General features: G+C 64.0%; 17 protein-coding genes, 1 other RNA gene and 1 pseudogene. 5 read left to right on the forward strand and 14 right to left on the reverse strand.

The window, feature by feature from the left end; translation table 11 throughout:
- Positions 1-109: 109 nt before the first annotated feature.
- The gene (locus K4G67_RS00585) at positions 110-1,549 is read right to left on the reverse strand and encodes a glycosyl transferase family protein (protein WP_239804475.1); all 1,440 of its coding nucleotides are present in this window, start codon (positions 1,547-1,549) and stop codon (positions 110-112) included.
- A 185-nt stretch (positions 1,550-1,734) separates the two neighbouring features.
- On the opposite strand from K4G67_RS00585, the gene nhaA reads away from it, so the two are divergent.
- Positions 1,735-2,958 (forward strand): Na+/H+ antiporter NhaA, encoded by a 1,224-nt coding sequence (gene nhaA / locus K4G67_RS00590; protein WP_239804476.1) that lies wholly within the window; start codon positions 1,735-1,737, stop codon positions 2,956-2,958.
- 83 nt (positions 2,959-3,041) lie between these two features.
- Here the strand turns inward: nhaA and K4G67_RS00595 are convergent, their stop codons facing one another.
- Together K4G67_RS00595 and K4G67_RS00600 are read right to left on the reverse strand one after the other, a co-directional pair.
- A complete protein-coding gene (locus K4G67_RS00595) occupies positions 3,042-3,479 on the reverse strand; it encodes a VOC family protein (RefSeq protein WP_239804477.1) in 438 nt (145 codons plus the stop codon).
- A 180-nt stretch (positions 3,480-3,659) separates the two neighbouring features.
- Positions 3,660-4,436, reverse strand: a pseudogene (locus K4G67_RS00600) (TorF family putative porin).
- A 319-nt stretch (positions 4,437-4,755) separates the two neighbouring features.
- On the opposite strand from K4G67_RS00600, the gene K4G67_RS00605 reads away from it, so the two are divergent.
- Entirely contained in the window at positions 4,756-5,538 is a 783-nt protein-coding gene (locus tag K4G67_RS00605; RefSeq protein WP_239804478.1) for a metallophosphoesterase family protein, read from the forward strand.
- Between the two features lie 22 nt (positions 5,539-5,560).
- Here K4G67_RS00605 and rnpB read toward each other — a convergent pair.
- The 8 genes from rnpB to K4G67_RS00645 all read right to left on the reverse strand — a co-directional run bounded on the left by rnpB (position 5,561) and on the right by K4G67_RS00645 (position 13,799).
- An RNA gene (gene rnpB / locus K4G67_RS00610) (RNase P RNA component class A) lies at positions 5,561-6,032 on the reverse strand.
- Between the two features lie 7 nt (positions 6,033-6,039).
- Positions 6,040-6,675 carry an N-acetylmuramoyl-L-alanine amidase gene (locus K4G67_RS00615; RefSeq protein ID WP_420829969.1) on the reverse strand — a complete coding sequence of 212 codons (636 nt, stop codon included), beginning with the start codon at positions 6,673-6,675 and terminating at the stop codon, positions 6,040-6,042.
- Positions 6,676-6,781: 106 nt separating this feature from the next.
- Positions 6,782-7,438, reverse strand: a complete 657-nt coding sequence (locus K4G67_RS00620) for a histidine phosphotransferase family protein (RefSeq protein WP_239804480.1) — start codon at positions 7,436-7,438, stop codon at positions 6,782-6,784.
- A gap of 159 nt (positions 7,439-7,597) precedes the next feature.
- Complete coding sequence (locus K4G67_RS00625; protein WP_239804481.1) at positions 7,598-9,097, reverse strand: Ppx/GppA phosphatase family protein; 1,500 nt, start codon at positions 9,095-9,097, stop codon at positions 7,598-7,600.
- 55 nt (positions 9,098-9,152) lie between these two features.
- On the reverse strand, positions 9,153-11,273 hold the full coding sequence (locus K4G67_RS00630) for an RNA degradosome polyphosphate kinase (protein WP_239804482.1): 2,121 nt from the start codon (positions 11,271-11,273) through the stop codon (positions 9,153-9,155).
- Between the two features lie 99 nt (positions 11,274-11,372).
- A complete protein-coding gene (locus K4G67_RS00635; RefSeq protein ID WP_239804483.1) occupies positions 11,373-12,416 on the reverse strand; it encodes a glycosyltransferase family 4 protein in 1,044 nt (347 codons plus the stop codon).
- Positions 12,416-13,234: a UDP-2,3-diacylglucosamine diphosphatase gene (locus tag K4G67_RS00640; RefSeq protein ID WP_239804543.1), complete on the reverse strand. Its 819-nt coding sequence runs from the start codon at positions 13,232-13,234 to the stop codon at positions 12,416-12,418. The genes K4G67_RS00635 and K4G67_RS00640 overlap by 1 nt, the downstream gene beginning before the upstream one ends.
- 187 nt (positions 13,235-13,421) lie before the next feature.
- The gene (locus tag K4G67_RS00645) at positions 13,422-13,799 is read right to left on the reverse strand and encodes a M67 family metallopeptidase (protein ID WP_239804484.1); all 378 of its coding nucleotides are present in this window, start codon (positions 13,797-13,799) and stop codon (positions 13,422-13,424) included.
- Between the two features lie 17 nt (positions 13,800-13,816).
- On the opposite strand from K4G67_RS00645, the gene K4G67_RS00650 reads away from it, so the two are divergent.
- Both K4G67_RS00650 and rpoH read left to right on the forward strand, forming a co-directional pair.
- A complete protein-coding gene (locus tag K4G67_RS00650; RefSeq protein ID WP_239804485.1) occupies positions 13,817-14,770 on the forward strand; it encodes an RluA family pseudouridine synthase in 954 nt (317 codons plus the stop codon).
- 131 nt (positions 14,771-14,901) lie between these two features.
- Positions 14,902-15,801: an RNA polymerase sigma factor RpoH gene (gene rpoH, locus K4G67_RS00655; protein WP_420829970.1), complete on the forward strand. Its 900-nt coding sequence runs from the start codon at positions 14,902-14,904 to the stop codon at positions 15,799-15,801.
- Between the two features lie 57 nt (positions 15,802-15,858).
- Here rpoH and map read toward each other — a convergent pair whose 3' ends face one another.
- Together map and K4G67_RS00665 are read right to left on the reverse strand one after the other, a co-directional pair.
- Positions 15,859-16,626: a type I methionyl aminopeptidase gene (map, locus tag K4G67_RS00660; protein ID WP_239804487.1), complete on the reverse strand. Its 768-nt coding sequence runs from the start codon at positions 16,624-16,626 to the stop codon at positions 15,859-15,861.
- A gap of 1 nt (position 16,627) precedes the next feature.
- Positions 16,628-16,831, reverse strand: a complete 204-nt coding sequence (locus tag K4G67_RS00665; protein ID WP_239804488.1) for a ParD-like family protein — start codon at positions 16,829-16,831, stop codon at positions 16,628-16,630.
- A gap of 139 nt (positions 16,832-16,970) precedes the next feature.
- Here K4G67_RS00665 and mtgA point away from each other — a divergent pair, with 139 nt between their 5' ends.
- Complete coding sequence (gene mtgA / locus K4G67_RS00670) at positions 16,971-17,663, forward strand: monofunctional biosynthetic peptidoglycan transglycosylase (protein WP_239804489.1); 693 nt, start codon at positions 16,971-16,973, stop codon at positions 17,661-17,663.
- 81 nt (positions 17,664-17,744) lie between these two features.
- Here mtgA and K4G67_RS00675 read toward each other — a convergent pair whose 3' ends face one another.
- Complete coding sequence (locus K4G67_RS00675; RefSeq protein ID WP_239804490.1) at positions 17,745-20,246, reverse strand: TonB-dependent receptor; 2,502 nt, start codon at positions 20,244-20,246, stop codon at positions 17,745-17,747.
- Positions 20,247-20,558: the final 312 nt, after the last annotated feature.

Consider the following 20,558-nt stretch of genomic DNA (forward strand, 5'->3'; position numbering starts at 1 on the left):
TGGGACAGCGGTGGAAGCAGCAGGTCGCGTCCCGGCCCGGCGGCGCGAAACACCATCCAAGCCCCCGCGATCGCGACCAGAGCGAACAGGGGCGCACCGCGGCGGCGCCTCACGTCGCATGCTCGGCGGGGTGGAAATCGTGCTCGGTCTTTTCCCAGCGTGTCGGCTCGCCGCGCAGCGAACGCGTATAGCGCACGAGGGCGAGCCGCGCCGCGATGATCGCGATCATATTCGCAACCGGAATGCGAACCACCGCGGCGAACCCTTCTTCCCAGCCATATTCACGCGTGACGACCGCCGCCCGCACCAATGCGCGCCACGCAAAGGCAGCCGTGGTGATGACGAGCATCCAGCCGACCACGCCCGGCAATTCGCGCACGTCGTACCATCCCAGCCATTGCGCCGCGCCCAGCACGCCTGTCAGCACGAAGGCGAGATAGGCCGCAGCCAGCACGATCGCGACGAGCGGACCGCGCCGGTCGCGCATTCGCATCCACAATTCGAACGGATGCGATGCCCAGCCCAGCGTATCCCACCCGTCAAATGCGATGCCCTGCAACCAGCGCGCCTTTTGCCGCACCGCCGCGTCCAACCGGTGCGGAAATGGCGAACGCGTCGCGATGAGCGTGCCGTCGGCGGCGCGCACGCGGATGAAACGACCGCCCTTTCCCCCATCGTCCACGTTCGAATTCGCGCGCGCCGGACGGGCGCGCGGCGCACGGCCGATCTTCATGCCAAGCTCGTAATCCTCGGTCAGCGCATCGGGTGTGAAGGGGGCGGTGCGGCCATCGCGCTCCATCGTGCGGGCGAGCGCCGCGCGGGAAAAGGCGCAGCCCACGCCCGCCGCCGGGATGCCCGCCCCCAGCCGGTCCCGCACGATCATTTCGCGCAGATGCGCCTCTGTAAACTCGTCAGTATAGTGGCCGGCGATCCACGTGCTGCGCGATTGGGGCTCGGGCCGTACGGGCAATTGCACGAAATCGGCATTGTCGAGCGCCTCGTCCATCAGCGACAGCGCGTCGGGATGGACCATGTCCTCCGCATCCTGAAGCAGGATGGCGCGGTACTGCCGGACAGAGGCGATTTCATCGCGCACCATCGCGTGCCAGATCGCGTTGAGGCAATCGCCCTTCGTCGTGGGTCCGTCATGCCCGACGACGACCGGACGGACGCGCCGGTCGGCCTTGGCGATCGGGGCAATCGCGCGCGCCGTCGCCGGATCGTTGGGATAGCATCCCACGTAAACGCGCAAATCGCGATGGGGCCAGGTGCGCAGGCAATGCGACAACATCGTGCCGATGACCCGCGCCTCCCGCCAGGCCGGGACGTATAGCGCGATCGGCTGCGAAAGTTCGGTTCGAAGGGGTGCGTCGAGGACAGGCGTGCGCGCCTTTCCAGACAGGTGCAGGCCCGCCCACACCCCGTCCACCAGCAATTCGTCGAGCGCGCCGACACAGAACCAGAAACCGGCAAACAGCAGCAATTCGAGCCGGATCGCATCGACCCCGGCAAAGAATGCAGCCACCCACCCCGTTTCTGCGACCCACATCCCTTATCCCCCCGCGCCCCAGAGGCGCTCGGTGCAACTTTGCTTACAAAGCCGCCCGGTGTCTTGCAAGGCCCGCCAATTTCGGGAAAAGGGGGCGGCATGAACGCTTTCTTCGCATCCACAGCATCGAGTCCGGTCGTTTTCGGCCCTTGTCGCCCTATCCGCGCAAGGCAGGATGCAGGCGCATGGTAACCACCACGAAAGAGGTGCTGAACCGCACGCTCAAGCGCTTTTTCGACAGTGAGGCGTCATCGGGCATCCTGCTGATCGTTGTGGCGATCCTGGCGATGCTGGTGGCCAATTCGCCGCTTGCCCACGGCTATCACGACCTGTTCCACGGCACGCTTGCCTGGACGCCGATCCCCAAGCTCGACACGCTGCACATGTGGATCAACGATGCGTTGATGGTCATCTTCTTCTTCGTCGTCGGGCTGGAGATCAAGCGCGAGGTCGCCAATGGCGCGCTGTCCAATCCCGAGGCGCGGCGCCTTCCGGTGATTGCCGCGTTTGCCGGGATGGCGGCGCCCGCCGCCGTGTTCCTCCTCGTGATCGGGAGCGCCGGGGAAACCGGGCTGACCAATGGATGGGCGATTCCGGCCGCGACCGACATCGCCTTTGCCATGGGGGTCATGGGCCTGCTCGGCAACCGGGTGCCGTCCTCGCTGCGGCTGTTCCTGCTTACCGTGGCGATCGTGGACGACATCGGCGCGGTCGCGATCATCGCGCTGTTCTACACCGCGAATATCAAGCTTTTGTGGATCATCCTCTCCATGCTCGTGCTGGGCGTGATGATCGCGTGCAACAGGTTCCGGATCGACCGGTCCTGGGCCTATGCCATCCTCGCGATCATGCTGTGGTACTGTGTGCTGAACTCCGGCGTGCATGCGACGATTGCGGGCGTCCTTGCCGCGTTCACGATTCCCATGCGCCTCGACGCGAAGGGGGACAGCCCGCTGCTGCGCTTCGAACATGCGTTGTTGCCGTGGAACGCGTTTCTGGTGGTGCCGCTGTTCGGGTTTGCCAATGCGGGGGTGGAGCTGGCCGGTGTCGGGCTGGCGGGTGCGCTGGCCCCCCTGCCGCTCGGCATCGCGGCGGGGCTCATCATCGGCAAGCAGGTCGGAATTTTCAGCGCGGTCACCATCGCGGACTGGCTCGGCCTCGCGAAACGTCCGAAAGGCGCCTCGATGATGCAGCTGTGGGGGACGGCGGTGCTGTGCGGGATCGGCTTTACCATGAGCCTGTTCATCGCCGCCCTTGCCTTCCCGCGCTATCCCATACTTGTGGAGGAGGCCAAGATCGGCGTCCTTTCGGGTTCGCTCATCTCCGCCCTGCTGGGGTTTGCGCTGCTGCGTTTTGCGCCCGGCCCGCGCGGCGATATGGATGAAGAGCAGGAGACGCAGGCCGCCTGAAGTTGTCCCGACACGCATGAAAAAAGGGGCGCCGGTGTCGATCCGGCGCCCCTTTTTTGTGAAAGGCAGAAGCGCGTGCGCGCTTACCAGCTTCCGGTGTTTTCCATGCTCGCCCACGGTTCCTGCGGCGGCAGACGACCGTCCTGCAACAATTCCACCGAAATGCCGTCGGGCGTGCGTACGAAGGCCATGTGCCCGTCGCGCGGAGGACGGTTGATGGTGTGCCCCGCCGCAGCAAGCCTTTCGCAGGTGTCGTAGATATTCTCGACCCGATAGGCGAGATGGCCGAAATTGCGCCCGCCGGTATAGACCTCCGGCGCGCTGCCATCGTCTGCGGGCCAGTTCCAGGTCAGCTCGACCTCGGCGACACCCTCTTCGCCCGGCGCGGCGAGGAAGACGAGAGTGAAGCGGCCATTTTGCGATTCCTGTCGCCGCACCTCGTGCACGCCGATCAGTTCGAAGAACGCAAGCGTCGCGTCAATATCGGTGACGCGGATCATCGTGTGGAGAAATTTGGTCATGAAGCCCCTCGTTCGGACGCGGTGATGACAGCGCCGGCTCCGTGAAGCAGGCGGTGCCGCTGCCGCCCCCTTGGCATTTGCCGCGGCGCAGCGCGAGGGTTTTTCGAAATCGAGAAAATGGCGACGACCGGTTCGGGGCGGCCCGCATCTGCGAACCGCCCCGAAGTCCGGATGCCGCGATCAGAACCCGGCCGAAACGCCGAACACGATCTGACTATCGGCGATGGAACCGCCGTTCTTGGTATTCTGGAAATTCGGCAGGAGATAGGCCGATTCCGCACGGCTGATGTCGGTGTCGACATAGGTCACGCTGAGCGTGAGCGGGCCGAGCGCATAGCCCGCACCGAGCGACCAGTCGAGATAGGTGCCGGTCGGCGCGATGCTGGTGCCGTTGGGGCCAAGGCCGGGGTTACCGTCCGAATAGCCGAGGTGCGCGCTGAGCGAGATCGGCGAGTTGGGAAGGCCGGTCGACAGATCGCCCCAGATGTAAAGATTGTCTTCCTTCTGCCCGTTGCTGAACGGCGTGGCGGACACATTGGCCAGCGCCTCCTGCTTGGGCGCGTAGGCGACACCGACGAGCACGTCCGCCGGGCCGAGCCCGTAGCCCAGCTTCACCTACGGTTCCGCGAAATCGGTCGTGTCCGAGCCGCCGGGATACATGTACCAGGTCAGGCCGACATCGACAGACGCGTTCTGAAGCTCGAAGACATAGCCGCCATAAAGGTCGAGTTCCATGTTGGACCCGCCGAACGTACCCCACCCTGCGAGATTGGACGCCCATGTCCCTGCATACACCCCCGATTCGTGGGAAACGGAGATACCTCCCTGAAGCGCCATTTCCTCGTCTGTCTGCGAAACGCCGCGGAAGCGGTAATCGGATACCAGCGCCACATCGGCGGAAACCTCGAACGGCCCAAGCGGGGCGACATCCTGCGCATGGGCGGTGCCGGCCATCATGGTCCCGACAACAAGAGCGGCGCCCAGGGCGCGGCGGGTGAAAGCGGTCATAGCGATTTAATCCCTTTATTTATCCAAGACCCTCTTCCTCCTGGATGCTCGCGCCACAGCCTCTATTCATTGCGGACCGGTGTGCACTTGCGCAATAAAACTGCATAATAATGCCGCATTGCACAAGCGTTAACTCGCTCTTCATCGCGGAGTGATCATAAGGTGTGGGTTTTATGCAACTCCACATCGGTTCCAGCATTGTGGATCGGCTTGGACCGGGCGGGCTTTTGGCGTAGCGCATCCGCATTCGCGCAACACACAGAGAGACATGTTTCGAAAACTGGGCAATCTCATGGGGCGAAGGCATGATGACGCGGCCGCCCCCTCCGTTCCCGAGGGCCGGCGCGCCTACGCGATCGGTGACATCCACGGCCGGCTGGACCTGTTCGATGCGTTGATGGCGAAGATACGCGCCGACGATGCGGCCCGCCCCCCCGCGGATACGACGATCATCCTGCTCGGCGACCTGATCGACCGCGGGCCGGACAGCGCCGGCGTGGTCGAACGCGCCCGCGAATTGTCGCAAACAGGCGACGTGCGCGCGATCATCGGCAATCATGAGGAGATGTTTCTTCGCGCGCTGGGCGATCCCGATGCGCTGCGTCATTTCCTGAAAGTGGGGGGCAAGGAAACGATCCTGTCCTATCCGGTCCCGAACGCAGCGTATCGCGATGCGACGCTGGATGAATTATGCGCTCTACTCGCGCAATACGTGCCGGAGGCGCATGTCGAATATCTGCGCGCGATGGAGACGCATGTCGTTATCGGCGATTACCTGTTCGTACATGCCGGCATCAAGCCTGGTGTGGATATCGCGGAGCAGAGTGCGCGCGACCTGCGCTGGATCCGCGAACCGTTTCTGTCGCATCCCGGCCCGCACAGCCATTGCATCGTGCACGGCCACACCATTCGGGAGGAGGTGGAAATCCTGCCCTCCCCGAAACGTCCGCACCGGATCGGAATCGATACCGGCGCCTTTTCGTCCGGGCGGTTGACGGCCATCGGCCTCGATGGGCGGGAGCGGTGGTTCATCGAGGCTGCGCTGCCGTGATGCCTCGCACGCGCCCAAATGTGATGCCGGGGGGCCTGTAAGCCGGGTTCTGTATCGCACACCCGTTTCCGCCCTGCCCTTTACGGGCGGCGGCGGACGCGGCGCACGATGGCAGCCATTCGTCTAGACGCCATGTCGCCACGGCGTTCCAGCAACCAACCCGGGCGATCACGGTCCGAAACGGACCTGCCTGTAGCACGAAGCCTTCGGCGCGCCGCCCCTATTCGGTCTTGCTCCGGATGGGGTTTACCATGCCGCGAACCGTTGCCGGCCGCGCGGTGCGCTCTTGCCGCACCCTTTCACCCTTGCCTGTGTCCGTTGCCGGACCATCGGCGGTCTGCTCTCTGTGGCACTGTCCCTGAGCTTCGGCGCGATGCGCAATGCACCATGCCTCGCCCGGCGGGCGTTACCCGCCATCCTCGTTTCGTGGAGCCCGGACTTTCCTCGGCACATCGCGGTTGCCCGTGATGCGACGCGGCTGCCCGGCCCCCCGGCACGCCCCTATCTAGCGTTTCCGCGGTCGCGGTCCAGCAATAATGCGAAAAGCAGCGCGCGCACCTGTCCGTCGATGACGCCATCGATGCGTTCGGGGCGAAAGCGTCGCTGAAACGCGCGGACGGCGGCGGGGCCGTCGGTGATGTCGTAACCGAACCGTTCGAGCGCGAGATAGAACGCCCCGTCATTGTCGAACGGATCGCCCAGCTTTACCGCCGGACGCGGCAATGCGAGGCGCAATTTCGCCAGCCGCTCCCAATCGAACAGCTCGCCGGGGTCTTCCTTGCGTTCCGGTGCGACATCGGAATGGCCCACGATATTCGCGCGCGGCACGTCATGGCGCTCGATAATGCCGGACAGCAGCAGGATCAGCGCCTGCATCTGATCTTCGGTGAAAGGGACGTAGCCGTGGGTATGGCCCGGATTGTCGAGTTCGATGCCGATGCTGGCCGAATTGACGTCGGTATGGCCGCGCCAGTACGACTTGCCCGCATGCCACGCCCGCTTCGTTTCGGGGACGAGCCGGATGACCTCGCCCGCGCGGGTGATGCAGTAATGCGCGCTGACGGCCGCATCGGGGTTGCACATCTTGTCGATGGCATTCTCGACATCTGGCATGTCGGTGTAATGGATGACCACCATGCTGACCGGCAGGGTGCGATCGTTGAAATTGGGGGAGAGAATCTCGCGATGCACGATTTCGCCGGGACGCGGACCACGCGGAAGCGGCCCTGTTTCGCGCGGGCGGTCAGTCATGGGGGATGACCGCGCCGAGGATCAACGAGCCTTCGGTGATGACGTGTTGCACCGCACCGCCATTGTCGGCGGCGACCAGCCGGACAAGCTCAGCCGCCGCGGTATGCGCGGACAGATCCTGTGCCGCGACCTTTCCGTCGAGCGCCTGGCCCAGTTCTGTATCGAACACGACCCGCTGCCCTTCGGCGCGCAGGGCGATTTCATGCGCTTCGGCCGTTTCCTCCGCCGCGACGGAAAGGGTCCCGCCGCGAGGCATGGCCTCGATCCCCATCATGGCGAGATTGAGCAGCACCTTGGCCGCCGCCTTGGGCAGGGTCGGCACGGCCACGGCCCAATCCACCGTCACGTCGCGCGCCTCGCCCGCCAGGGTCTCGACCAGTTCCTGAAGATCACGGCTCGGCAATTGCGAATCAAAACCGCCCGCGACTCCGAAAGCGAGCCGGAAAAAACGCAGCTTTGCCGACGCGCGCCTTGCCCCTTGCGAGAGCAGCGTCACGCATTGCTCGCGCATGGACGGATCGTTCTCATCCTCGAGCAGTTCGACGCCATTGATCATCCCGCCCACCGGCGAGAGCAGATCATGGCAAAGGCGGGAACACAGCAGGCTGGCCAGATGGGTGCAATCTGCGGTCAAGTCACGGTCGGCCATGGGCGGGAACCTTGTCGGAGCGAATGGATGGCGGGCACGGCGCTTGCAACGCATCCATGCCCGCGCCGAAAACGGAAGGGCCGTGCCATAGCGGCACATCGCGCAACAGGAAAGGCCCGCAAGCCGTTCGTCTGCAAAACGCAGACGGCCGGATCGGGCTCACTCCACCCGGCCGACCCGCATTTCCGGTTTCAGCCGCAGGGCCTCGGCAAGATTGGAAAGATCCTTCGCCGTCCCCTCCCCATAAAGCGGCAATAGGCGGCGGTTCAGCGTGAGGACGAGCGTGCCATCCTCGATCGAAAGGTCCGACGCGACGAGCGATCCGATCGACGCCCCGCCGAGCCGTTGACACAGCCGCACAGCGAGGCCCCAGATGCGCCCTTCGCGCAATTGCTTCTCGCTTGCCATGGCGGCGACATCATCGGGCACCGGTTCGGCGCGAATGGCGGCCAGCAATGCCGCGGCCAGCATGGCGCGTTCGGCCGGCAGGATCGCCATCCATCGTTTGCGAAGCGCCCAGTCGAGCACGTGCTGCCGCCTCAGATTGGGTTCGATATCCCGGCTCGCCAGGGTCAGCAGGATCGCGGCGAGATGCAGGCTTTCCCCGGCATAGCCGCCATCCTTGCGCACCGCCGCGCTCCACCCCGCGATCATCGTCGCCAGCCGGGGCGAACCGCCCCTCTCAGCGGTAAAGGCAGCGACATCGGTGACCAGAGGATCGCCGCTACGCGTTTCGGGGCCGAGCCTGCGGAACAACAGGCCTTCGCGAAGACCCCATGCACAGATGCGGATCGTGTCCGGCTTCAATTCGCGGCACAACACCGCCAGCAACGCCGCCGTATCGGGCAAGGTTTCGCGGCGGGAGGAGGAGATGCGGCCCGTATCGCTCAACGCCTTGACGCTGCTGTCCGCCAGCGTCCGGGCGAGCGAGAGCGCCTCGTCCGCCTCGATGATATAGCCGTGCGCATCTTCGAGCGGGCTCGACGCGCGGATCATCGCATATTGGCCGAACGCGCGGAACGATCCACCGACGAGATAGAGCGTCCGCCCCTTCAACTTCGCCAGCCCGGATTCCTTCAGCATCCTGGCGATTTTCGTGCCGAATTTCGCATCGCCCTTCTCGCGAAGCGGCGGCAGGCGCAGCGTGCCGAGCGGCAGGCTGATCCCCTCCTGCGGCGCCGCGCCATCGACGGGCACGAGTTCGAGGCTTCCCCCGCCCAGATCGGCGACCATACCCCGCGCACCCGGAAATGCGCCCAGCACCCCCTGCGCCGCGGCCTCGGCCTCTTCCTCCCCGCTCAGCAGGCGGGGCGCGAAGCCCAGCGTGCGCACCGCATTCAGGAATTCCTGCCCGTTCTCCGCATCGCGAACGGCGGCGGTCGCAACGACCTCCACGTCGGCGACCTCCATCTCCTCGACCAGAAGCGCAAAGCGGGCGAGCGCGGCAAGGGCCTGCTCGGCCGCGGCATCGGCGATGCGCCCACTCGTCGCAAGATCGCGGCCGAGGCGCGCGGTCACCTTTTCATTGTGCAGCGGGCGCGGCACGCGCAGCGGCCCGTCATAGATGACGAGGCGCACCGTGTTCGACCCGATGTCGACGATGGCCCGACGCGGCCCGTTGCGGCTCCACCCCGAACGAAGGCTGCTCCTGCGCGTCATCGCGCGGTTTCCGTGGTTCGGGATCGGCCCCGCCCGGCCCGTGTTGCGGCACTTGTCATGGCTGTATCCCCTTGCGCAGGGAGAGACGCGGCACGTCCTCGCCTGCGCCCAAAGCGTCGCCCCTGCCCGAAAGCGACGGATTTATCATGAAATACTGGTGAAGGTTGAACGGGCGCGCACCCCTGTCAACGCGTTCGTACCGCCCGTCCGGCAACAAACGCCAGCTGCGTTCGGTATCGAGAAGATTTGCCAGGATCACCTGTTCCAGAACCTGATCGTGCACTGTCCGGTTCCGCAAGGGGACGAGCACCTCGACCCGGCGGTCGAGGTTGCGGCTCATCCCGTCGGCGGAGGAGATGAACACGCGCGCCCGGCCATTCGGCAGCGTCGCGCCATTGCCGAAGACATAGATGCGGCTGTGTTCCAGAAACCGCCCGATGACCGATTTGACCGTGATGTTTTCCGACAATCCCGGCACGTCGGGCCGCAGGCAACAGATGCCCCGCACCACGAGCGCGATGCGCACGCCCGCATTGCTCGCGGCGTAGAACCGCACAATGAGGTCGGGATCGGTCAGCGAATTCATCTTGCACCAGATGACCGCCGGGCGTCCCTTGCGCGCATTGGCGATTTCATGGTCGATGCATTCATAGAGCCGTTCGCGCAGCCCGGTCGGCGAAAAATGGAGAAGTTCGGTCCGGCGCGGCTCGACATAGCCGGTGATGAAATTGAACAGCTTCGCCGCATCGCGCCCCGCCTTCGGATCGGCGGTGAAGAAGCTGAGATCGGTGTAGATCTTCGCCGTGACCGGGTGGTAATTGCCCGTCCCGAAATGGCAGTATGTGCGGTAACCCTCGCCCTCGCGCCGGACGACCATCGACACCTTGGCGTGGGTTTTCCAATCCACGAAACCGTAGATCACCTGCACCCCTGCGCGTTCCAGCTCGTTCGCCCAGAGCAGGTTCTGCTCCTCGTCGAAGCGCGCCTTCAGTTCGACGACGGCGGTCACCGTCTTGCCCGCCTCCGCCGCCGCGATCAGCGCGTTGATCACCGGGGACTGATTCCCGGCCCGGTACAGCGTCTGCTTGATCGCGACGACATCGGGGTCGCGCGCGGCCTGACGCAGGAAATCGATCACCACCTCGAAACTTTCGTAGGGGTGGTGGATGATGATGTCCTTTTCCCGGATCGCGGCAAAGCAATCGCCATCATGTTCGAGTACGCGCTCTGGATAGCGCGGGCTGTACGCCTCGAACTTCAGGTCGGGACGGTCCTCGCCCACGATGTCGGACAGCTGATCGATGCCGATCAACCCGTCGGTTTTCTTGACGATGGCATTGTCGAGCCCGAGCTGCTCACGAAGCAATATTTCGGCCTCGGCATCGAAATCCTCCTCGATCTCCAGCTGGATCACGTCGCCGCGCCGGCGCCGTTGAATCGCGGTGCGGAAATGGCGGACCAGATCCTCTGCATCCTCCTCGATTTCCAGATCGCTGTCGCGCAGCACGCGGAACAACCCGTTGCCTTCCACGCGAAAGCCCGGAAACATGAGCGCGGCATGGCGGCACAACATCTGCTCGATACTGATATATTGCGCGTGTTCCCCCGGTACGCGGATGAACCGCGGCACCGATTGCGGGATCAGCACCATCTCGATCACCGGCATGCCGTCGGACACCCGCGTCAGCTTGAACAGCAGGCCCATGCCGCGATTGGTGACGAAGGGGAACGGGTGGGCGGGGTCGATCGCCTGCGGGGTGATGACGGGCTGAATATGTTCGATGAAGAAGGTCTTGAGCCAGCGGGCGATGTCCGGCTTGCATCGTTCGTGCGCGATGACCGCGATGCCGGCATCGGACAGTTCGCCCTGAAGATCGTGCCAGATCGCCTGCTGATCGGTGTTGAGGATGTCGAGCTGTTCGTGGATCGCGCGCAATTGTTGCGACGGGGTCAGTCCGTCGATCGAGGGTTCCTCGATGCCGCGGCGCACCTGGCCCGCGAGGCCTGCGACACGCACCATGATGAATTCGTCGAGATTGCTTCCCGAAATGGACAGGAACCGCAACCGTTCGAGCAACGGGTAATCGCGATTGCAAGCCTCGTCGAGAACGCGGCGATTGAAGGCCAGCCAGCTCAGCTCACGATTGAAGAACAAGGGTTGCGGATCGTCGCTCATCGTACGCCATGCACTATCATGCGCGCTGCATGCGGCCAACCTATGACAGAATTATGAAGCGCCGTTTTTGCCGCGTCCGCAAACGCGTGCCGCGACGGTTCAGGCCGCCTGTCCGGTGCGTATGTCCTGCTTCATTCCGGCCCGCATCGGGACAAGTGCGCTCTCGAACTGATCCGTCGCCGCATCCCAGCTGAAACCGCGCGCATAGCGGGCGCAGGCCGCCCGATCCCGGTCAAGCGCCGCCGCGATGGCCGCGTCGAGGTCGTCTCCCGTCTTTGCCACCGTGTCGCACAACACGTCGCGCGGGCCCGGCACGTCGAATGCCGCGACCGGAACGCCGCAGGCCAGCGCCTCGATCATGACGAGCCCGAACGTGTCGGTGAGGCTGGGGAACACGAAGCAATCCGCCGCGCGATAGGCCGCGGCAAGCGCCGGGCCGCCTTTCGTGCCGAGAAAGCGCGCCTCGGGATAGCGGTTTTGCAACGCAGGCCGCGCAGGCCCGTCGCCGACAACGAATTTCGTGCCGGGATGGGACGCGGCCAGGAACGCCTCCAGGTTCTTTTCCACCGCGACGCGGCCGGTATAGAGGAGGCGCGGGCCGGGCGCGGCCATCATGTCCGGATGGCGCGGTCCGTCCGGCCCGAACTGTTCAAGGTCCACGCCGCGCCCCCATCGCACGACGGGTTCGATACCGCGCTGCATAAGATCTTGCGAAAGGCTCTGCGTGGCGGCCATGGTCGCATGCGACGGCGCGTGAAACCGGCGGACGAAACCCCAGAAGGCCGCGGCCGGCAACCCTGTTCGCCGCGCCAGATAATCGGGAAATTGCGTATGGAACGCGGTGGTGAAGGCAAACCTGCGCCGCATCGCCCACCGCCGCGCCGCATGGCCGAGCGGCCCTTCGGTCGAAAGATGCAGCATGTCGGGCGCGAAATCCGCGATCCGCGCGCCCACGCGACGCTCCCCCGCGATGGCGAGCCGGATTTCGGGGTAGGACGGGCATGGCACCGACCGGAACCCGTCCGGCCCGATGACCGTCACCACATGGCCCCGCCGGCGCAGATGGTCGCATGTCGTCTGAAGGCTGCGTACCACGCCGTTGACCTGCGGATGCCAGGCATCGGATACCATGCAGATCCGCATCACGCCGCCATGTCGGCCGCGCCGCGTGCCGCGATCTCGCTCGGCCAGTGGAGGATTTCCATGCGCCCATCGAAATGCTCGACCAGGGCGGTACAGCTTTCGACCCAGTCGCCGTCGTTGTAATAGGCGATGCCGTCGAACTCGCGTTCCTCCGCGGTGTGGATATGGCCGCATACCACGCCATCGACGTTGCGCTTGCGCGCGGCGGTGGCGACCGTTTCCTCGAACCGGGAGATGAAGGCGACGGCGTCCTTCACCCTGTGTTTCGCATGGGCGGACAGCGACCAGTAGGGCAGGTCGAACATCCGCCGCACCGCGTTCACCGCGATATTCGCCCGTAAAAGCAGGGTGTAGGCCGCATCGCCGGCAAAGGCGAGCCAGCGCCCGCCCATCACCACCGCGTCGAACTCGTCGCCGTGAAGGACGAGCAACCGGCGCCCGTCGGCGGTGGTATGCACCGCGCTGCGCCGGATTTCGACGCTGCCGAAGTCCAGCCCTGAAAACTGCCGGAACATCTCGTCATGGTTGCCAGGGATATAGACGACCTTCGTGCCGCGCTTGGCCCGTTTCATCACCCGGCGCACGATCGCGTTGTGCCCCTCGGGCCAGTAGAATTTCTTCTTCATGCGCCATCCGTCGATGATGTCCCCGACGAGATAGAGATGGTCGCTGTCGCAATGATCGAGGAAATCGATGAGGAGCCGGTGATTGCACCCGCGTGTGCCGAGGTGCACGTCGGAGATCCAGATCGAGCGGTACCGCCGGCGGGGTGTGCCCGATGGGCCGAAACGCTTGTCCTGCTTCGACAAGGTCTTCATCGCGGGGCCGTCCGGGTTCCCGCGTGCCGTGCCTGCTCCGATTTTCGCGATGATCGCCATGTGTCCCCCACATCCCTTTTCCGCCGACGGGCGCAAGGATGCAGGGACCGCATGACCGTTTCGGGGCAGTATGACCCGCAGGTTGCGCATTGCCTTGCCGCAACCCGTATGTCCTTCAAAAAACACGCTAGATTTCTTCGCAAAAACCCTCGGGACTGTCGCGCCAGCATCGCACGCCCCCTTGCGCCGCAATGGCCCAGAGCCGCCCGTCGCCCGATGCCATGGCCCGGTCGGTGGCCGACGGCATGGCCGGCCCCGCGGGGTGGGAGTGATAATAGCCGAGCACATCCGGCCCGCCGTTCCGCGAGGCGCGATGCGCGTCGACCAACGTTTGCGGATCGATTTCGAAATGGCGGGCGGGATCGGGCGCGACATTGCGGGCGGGACGCGCCGTGTCGATGCGCCCGTCATGGCCGAGCAGAAGGCCGCAACACTCGTGCGGATGCGCCTTTTCCGCCTCGTTCAAAATGGCGGCCGCGACCGCTCTTGGCAAGCATGGTTCCATCACCCATCTTCCATAGCATGGGGGGCGAAAATCTCATCACCGGCGTGATTGGCGGGGCGGCGGGCCACGCGCGTCTGGACAAGGCGCTTGCACAGGCGACCGAATTGTCGCGCGAGCGTGTGAAGGCACTGATCGCCGAGGGCTGCGTCATGGTCGATGGCCGGATGGCCTCCTCCGCATCGGCGAAGGTCGGCGACGGCACATCGTTCACCATCGCCGTCCCGTGCGCCATCGCGGCCGAGGCCGAGGCGCAGGCGATCCCCCTCACCATCGCGTATGAGGATGAACATCTGATCGTGGTGGACAAGCCGGCGGGCATGGTCGTGCACCCCGCTGCGGGCAATGCGGATGGTACGTTGGTGAATGCGCTGCTGCATCATTGCGCGGGGCAATTGTCGGGCATCGGCGGGGTGGCGCGGCCCGGCATCGTCCATAGCATCGACAATGATACGTCCGGGCTTCTGGTGGCGGCGAAATCGGATGTCGCGCACGAATGGTTGGCCCGGCAATTCGCCGATCATTCGATCGAACGGGCCTATTTCGCCGTGGTGAAAGGGCGTCCGATGCCGCCATCGGGCACTGTGCGCGGCCTGATCGGGCGTAGCGGGAGCGACCGCAAGAAAATGGCCGTCCTGCCCGGCGATGCGGGCCGCGGCAAACACGCGGTGACGCATTATCGCACGGTGCGGATGCTGGACCGGTCCGCGCTCATCGAATGCAGGCTCGAAACCGGGCGCACGCACCAGATCCGCGTTCACATGTCGTCCATCGGTCACATGCTAATCGGGGATCCGGTCTATGGGCGTTCCGATTCGAGGCTTCGGCCGATTCTTCAGCGGATATCGTTTCACCGGCAGGCTTTGCATGCCGCGGTGCTGGGCTTCACCCACCCCGTCACGCACGACGAGGTGCGCTGCACAAGCGACCTGCCGCGCGATATGGCGGAACTTATCGAAGAACTTGGTGGTTGATATTAAGAAATTCAACGGGCCAAACGACGGAAATTCGCCTAAGACCATCTTGTAGCCGTCGACATGCAAGGTGCCCAGAAGGGGCCTGCGACCGGGGGCTGACGAATAGAAAGGTTTGAAGGAAAGTGGCAATTACGAAAACACCCAGCGTCCCGGCCCTTGGCGGCGAGCAGAGCCTCAACCGCTATTTGTCGGAGATCAAGAAATTCCCCGTGCTCAAGCCGGAGCAGGAATACATGCTTGCGGTCCGCTATAAGGAGCATGAGGACAGGGAGGCCGCGGCACAGCTCGTCACCTCCCACCTCAGGCTCGTGGCGAAGATCGCGATGGGCTATCGCGGATATGGTCTGCCGGTGTCCGACCTCATTTCCGAAGGCAATGTCGGCCTGATGCAGGGCGTCAAGAAGTTCGAGCCCGACCGCGGGTTCCGCCTCGCCACCTATGCGATGTGGTGGATCAAGGCGTCGATCCAGGAATATATCCTGCGCTCGTGGAGCCTTGTCAAAATGGGCACCACCGCGGCACAGAAGAAGCTGTTCTTCAACCTGCGCCGGATGAAGAAGAACCTGGAGGCGTTCGAGGATACCGACCTGCATCCCGACGATGTGAAGACCATCGCCAACGATCTCGGCGTGCCGGAGCAGGAGGTGGTCAACATGAACCGCCGCATGCTGATGGGCGGCGACAGCTCGCTCAACGTATCCATGCGCGGCGACGAGGAAGGCGCCAGCCAGTGGCAGGACTGGCTCACCGACGATCGCCCGCTTCAGGACGAAACCGTCGCCGATGCCGAGGAAAAATCGGTGCGCCACGAAATGCTGGTCGATGCGATGGACGTGCTCAACGAGCGGGAGAAGCATATCCTGACCGAGCGTCGCCTGACCGAGAACCCGCAAACGCTTGAGGAGCTGTCGCAGGTTTACGACGTGAGCCGCGAACGCATCCGTCAGATCGAGGTCCGCGCGTTCGAAAAGGTGCAGAAGGCGATGCAGAGGATCGCCGGCGAAAGGCTCGTCCCCGCCGCCGCCTGAACCCGCTACCGATAAGGAGGCCCGTGCAGCGATGTGCGGGCCTTTTTCGATTTCGCGCTACAGAAGCGGGCGTTCTTCGGGGCGCAAGGTCAACACCTCGACCCCGTCCGCCGTCACCGCGACGGTATGCTCAAACTGCGCGGAAAGCTTGCCGTCGCCGGTCACGACGGTCCATCCATCATCCCGCGTTGCGACCTTTCGCGTGCCTTGGTTGACCATCGGTTCGATGGTGAAGGTCATCCCCTCGACGAGCCGCTGCCCCGTGCCGCGGCGCCCGAAGGCGAGCACCTGCGGCTCCTCGTGCATTTCGCGCCCGATGCCGTGCCCGCAATATTCCCGCACGATGGTGCAGCCGTTCCGTTTCGCATGACGTTCGATCGCATGGCCCACATCGCCAAGCCGCGCGCCAGGCCGCACCTGCGCAATGCCTTGCCACATCGCCTCCTGCGCGATGCGGACGATCCGCCGCGCCGCGGGCGCGACATCCCCGACCATGTAGGTCTTGCTCGAATCGGCGATGAAGCCATTTTTTTCGAGCGTGATGTCGAGATTGATGATGTCGCCGTTCTTCACGAATTCGGTCGCGCTTGGCACGCCATGGCACACGACGTCGTTTATCGAGCAGTTGAGGACATAGGCAAAGCCATATTGCCCCTTGCTCGCCGGGCGCGAATCCAGATCGTCGGTGATGAACCGTTCCACCAGATCGTTGATCTGCATCGTGGACTGCCCGGCGAGATCCACGGTATCGAGCATTTCGAAGACCGATGCGAGAAGCCGCCCCGATATCCGCATCAGGGCGATTTCTTCCGGTGTCTTCACCATCTCAGGCGGCCAGATCCGGAATGTCGACATCCGCCGCGGCAAGTTGCGACCGGATGATCTGATTAAACGAAAGCTCGGGATTGGCCTCGGCGAGCATACCAATCTTCATCCAGTATTCCGCCTGCGCATTGATGGAGCGGCACATGACGGCGCTCGCCCGGCGGGCATCCTCATGCAGATCCTCGGCGATTTTCACAATGCCCATGCGGATTGTCCTTGTTCGATATGGTTCGTATACGATCCATATAGCGTATGCGCCGTGCCTGGCAAGTTTTGCGGCGCTTGCGTGTGCTCGTCCGCGAGCGGGATTGCCCGATGCGAACGCCGCGGATAGCGTGATGCGCATGGCACGATCCTCATCCAGCATTTTCGCCCGCCTGTTCGGCTTCGTCTTTCGCCTTGCGCTGGTTTTCGTGGTGCTGTCGCTGATATGGGTCGGTGCCTATGCGCTCGTGCCCGTTCCGGTGACGGCCACCATGCTGATGGATGACAACGGGATTACAAAGGACTGGACCCCGCTATCCGAAATCGACCGCAACATGGTCCGCGCGGTCATCGGCGCGGAAGATGGCAAGTTCTGCTCTCACGACGGGTTCGATGCAGAAGCGATCGCGAACGCCATGGCCCGCAACGCGCAGGGCGGGCGTATTCGCGGCGGCTCCACGATCAGCCAGCAAACGGCGAAGAACGCGTTCCTGTGGCAGGACGGCGGCTATTTCCGCAAGGGTCTGGAGGCCTGGTTCACCTTTTTGATCGAAACGATCTGGGGCAAGCGGCGGATCATGGAGGTCTATCTCAATATCGCGGAGACGGGCATCGGCACCTATGGCGTCGAGGCAGGGGCGATCCGCTACTTCAATCATGGCGCCGACCGGCTCTCGGCGGACGAAGCCGCGCGCATGGCCGCCGCCCTCCCCTTGCCCAAGGAACGCTCGGTGGTGAACCCTTCGGGCTTTACCCGCCGTTACGGCAACACCATCCGCGCCCGCATCGGGCAGGTGGAGCGCGATCGCCTCGACGCCTGCGTTTACAACTGACGCCCCACCTACGCACGGCGCGCACGAAAAAGCGCGGGAGGATTGCTCCTCCCGCGCTTCTATCGTGTGTGCTGTCGCGGCTTAGTAGCCGATGATCAGCGAAAGGCTGGCCGCGCGCGGCGCACCGATCTGGGCAAAGCCGAAATCGTTGAGCGAGCCGCCGAAGAAGCCGACGTAATATTCGTCGAACAGGTTCGTCACGTTCAGCTGTACCGCCACGTCGCCCCCGGTGGGGAATTCGGCGATGTTCAGACGCGCGTCGAGATCGACGATCGTGTAGGCCGGGACTTCATCCTCGTTCGTGTCGTTGATGAAGCGGGGGCCGGTCCGCTTGCCCTGCACACCGAGTTCGAGCGGGCCGAGAGCAACCTGACCACGCGCACCGAAGCTGTATTCCGGCGTACCCGATTCGCGATTGCCCGCGGTCGGTATGATGCCGTCGTTGGGGCCGAGCACGTTGTCCTGAATTTCGGAGTCGTTGTACGAACCGAACAGATAGATCAGCGTGTTGCTCGTCGGGCGATAGGCGATGGAGCCATCGACACCATACTTGTCGACTTCGCCGAGGTTGCGGAACACGGTCGCACCTTCGCCGTCGCGCGCTTCGGGATCGAAGGCGGATGCGAGACGGTTCTTGTACTTGGTATACCAGCCGGCGATCTGCGCCTGGATACGACCGCGCTGGAAGCGCAGGCCGGCATCGAAGCTGTCCGTGGTTTCGGGAACCGGCGGCCGCGCATCGACGATGTAGAGCGAGTCGTAGAGCGGGTCGGTGCCCGGGACCGAAAGACCCTTGGCATAGTTGGCAAAGACCGAGGCATCGTCGGTGACCGCGAAGGTCAGGCCGACATTCGGCAGCAGCTTGTCATATTTGTACGTACGCGACAGCGGACCGACGTAGTCGGGATTGACCGCCTCGTACTGCGACAGATCCTGACCCGGCGTGGGGCAATCGACATAGCCATCTTCGCTCGTGGTGTAGCAGTTCTGGTTCAGCTCACGCTCGAAGAACGGCGCGCGCAGACCCAGCACGGTCGTCAGGCGATCGTCGATGAACCGGCCGCGATATTCGCCCGAAATCTGGTGCAGGATCGCATAGGACAGACGGTCACGCTTGTTCACCTCGTTGCCGTTCACGTCGAGCAGCGGGTTGTCGATCGCGAAGACGTCGCTGATCTCACCGTTCTTGAGCATGTCGGTGATCTGGCCGGTCTGACGGTGACGGGCGCGATCCCAGGTGTAGGCGACGCGGAAACGATGCGACGGCGCCAGATCGTAGATGAGGTTCGCGATCACGCCATAGCGATTGGTGCGGGTCTGGCTCGGATCGTTGCCGGCGATGCGGTCGAGCGTGTCGCCGTCGCCATTGAGGTCACGGCCGAAATAGTACCCGCCGTTGAACGCGCCCGTCAGCGGCGTCGTGGTGCCCTCGGGCGTGAAGAAACCTTCGCGCAGATCGTCGGGGCCGCCACCATTGGCTTTCACGTATTGATAGCTCGGATCGAAGGTGAAGGTCAGGCTGTCGGCAAGGGTGAAACGCGACGAGCCGCGGATATTGCCCGTGTCGGACGGGTTGTAGCGGCGGTAGAACGGCGCGCCGCAACCGTTGCGGTCGTCGTAACGCTCCGAAACGCCGAACTGGCCGCCCTGGCCCAGCACCTGCCCGTCGGGAACGGCGCAGGGGAACGGTGCCTCGTCGTCCTTGGCGTAGATGTTGAAGCGGTCCGCCTTGGTGTAGGTACCGTCATAGAAGCCGAGCAGGTCTTCCAGATCTTCCGACCCGGCAAAATTGTTGCGGTTCTGGTTCCAGTGGCCTGCGACCGAGATGAAGTCGCCATTGTTGCCGATATCCTGGAAGATACGGCCGTTGAACTGCGTCTTCTCGACTTCGCTATACGGGTTGTAGGGCACGCCATAGGAGGTGAAGCTGCCCGAAACAAACGCGCGCAGACCGCCGCCGGTGATGTCGCCGGTATCGACCATCGCGAACCCGCGCATGTAGAGCGAATTCTGAAAATCGTTCTCTGCAAAGACATCGCCCACCGACAGGGTGGTGACGATGCCGGGCTCCATGCCGGGGATGCGCGTGCGGATGTTGACCGTGCCGCCCGTGGCCGATGCGGTCGGGCTGTCGACGTCGGTGACGCCCAGGTTCACGTTCACCTCTTCCAGCACTTCGGGGTCGACCTGCTGATTGGTGTAGAGCGCGTAATTGCCCGAATCGTTCAGCGGCAGGCCGTCCAGCGTCTGCGAAACGCGATCGGCGCCGAAGCCGCGAATGGTGAAGCCGCCGCCCGACGAACCCCAGGGATCGTTGTTCTGGAAGCTGACGCCCGGAACCAGGTTGATGATGTCATTGACCGTCTGGCCAGGGCGCTGGCGGCGGATGATTTCCTGGTTGAGGACCTGCTTCGCCTTGGGCGTGTCAGGAATTTCGACACCGCCGACGCTGCGGTCGCGGGCGCCGGTGACGACGATGACGTCTTCTTCGCTGAAGTCGATCGAACCGGTCGACTGTGCATGTGCGGAAAGCGGCAACATGATCGCCACGACGGCGCTGCTGCCAAGGAGGAAGTTCTTCATTGCAGATGTCCCCTGATACGGTGGTGACTACGAATCCCGATAAAGCGAAAGTGACAGGGCGATCCCGTTGCGGCGATTCGCCCCCTCTATCCGCTTTCGGCGCCCCCTTAACGCCTCCTACGTGACAATCGAGTGACAAAACATGCGTCATTTGGGAACCGGTAATAAGGTTTCAAAAATAACCTCAGGAAGGGCCGCAGGAACCGCATTGCGCGAACCGCACTGGCAAGAATATGGCGGCGTTCGGGAACGGCGGAAAGATTTTCGCTGCACTGCGGCAAATCTGCAACGCTTTGGCAAACGGGATCGGCG

The sequence above is a fragment of the Croceicoccus hydrothermalis genome, assembly GCF_022378335.1.
GTDB classification, from domain to species: Bacteria; Pseudomonadota; Alphaproteobacteria; order Sphingomonadales; family Sphingomonadaceae; genus Croceicoccus; species Croceicoccus hydrothermalis.

Bases quoted from the DNA above. Each gene is read 5' to 3' on its own strand.
- K4G67_RS00585 (WP_239804475.1), bottom strand. From the start codon at position 1,549: ATGTGGGTCGCAGAAACGGGGTGGGTGGCTGCATTCTTTGCCGGGGTC.
- K4G67_RS00625 (WP_239804481.1), bottom strand. From the start codon at position 9,097: ATGACGCGCAGGAGCAGCCTTCGTTCGGGGTGGAGCCGCAACGGGCCG.
- K4G67_RS00665 (WP_239804488.1), bottom strand. From the start codon at position 16,831: ATGGGCATTGTGAAAATCGCCGAGGATCTGCATGAGGATGCCCGCCGG.
- nhaA (WP_239804476.1), top strand. From the start codon at position 1,735: ATGGTAACCACCACGAAAGAGGTGCTGAACCGCACGCTCAAGCGCTTT.
- K4G67_RS00605 (WP_239804478.1), top strand. From the start codon at position 4,756: ATGTTTCGAAAACTGGGCAATCTCATGGGGCGAAGGCATGATGACGCG.
- K4G67_RS00615 (WP_420829969.1), bottom strand. From the start codon at position 6,675: ATGGTGGTCATCCATTACACCGACATGCCAGATGTCGAGAATGCCATC.
- K4G67_RS00620 (WP_239804480.1), bottom strand. From the start codon at position 7,438: ATGGCCGACCGTGACTTGACCGCAGATTGCACCCATCTGGCCAGCCTG.
- K4G67_RS00595 (WP_239804477.1), bottom strand. From the start codon at position 3,479: ATGACCAAATTTCTCCACACGATGATCCGCGTCACCGATATTGACGCG.
- map (WP_239804487.1), bottom strand. From the start codon at position 16,626: ATGGTGAAGACACCGGAAGAAATCGCCCTGATGCGGATATCGGGGCGG.
- K4G67_RS00675 (WP_239804490.1), bottom strand. From the start codon at position 20,246: ATGAAGAACTTCCTCCTTGGCAGCAGCGCCGTCGTGGCGATCATGTTG.
- K4G67_RS00645 (WP_239804484.1), bottom strand. From the start codon at position 13,799: ATGGAACCATGCTTGCCAAGAGCGGTCGCGGCCGCCATTTTGAACGAG.
- K4G67_RS00630 (WP_239804482.1), bottom strand. From the start codon at position 11,273: ATGAGCGACGATCCGCAACCCTTGTTCTTCAATCGTGAGCTGAGCTGG.
- mtgA (WP_239804489.1), top strand. From the start codon at position 16,971: ATGGCACGATCCTCATCCAGCATTTTCGCCCGCCTGTTCGGCTTCGTC.
- K4G67_RS00640 (WP_239804543.1), bottom strand. From the start codon at position 13,234: ATGAAGACCTTGTCGAAGCAGGACAAGCGTTTCGGCCCATCGGGCACA.
- K4G67_RS00635 (WP_239804483.1), bottom strand. From the start codon at position 12,416: ATGCGGATCTGCATGGTATCCGATGCCTGGCATCCGCAGGTCAACGGC.
- K4G67_RS00650 (WP_239804485.1), top strand. From the start codon at position 13,817: ATGGGGGGCGAAAATCTCATCACCGGCGTGATTGGCGGGGCGGCGGGC.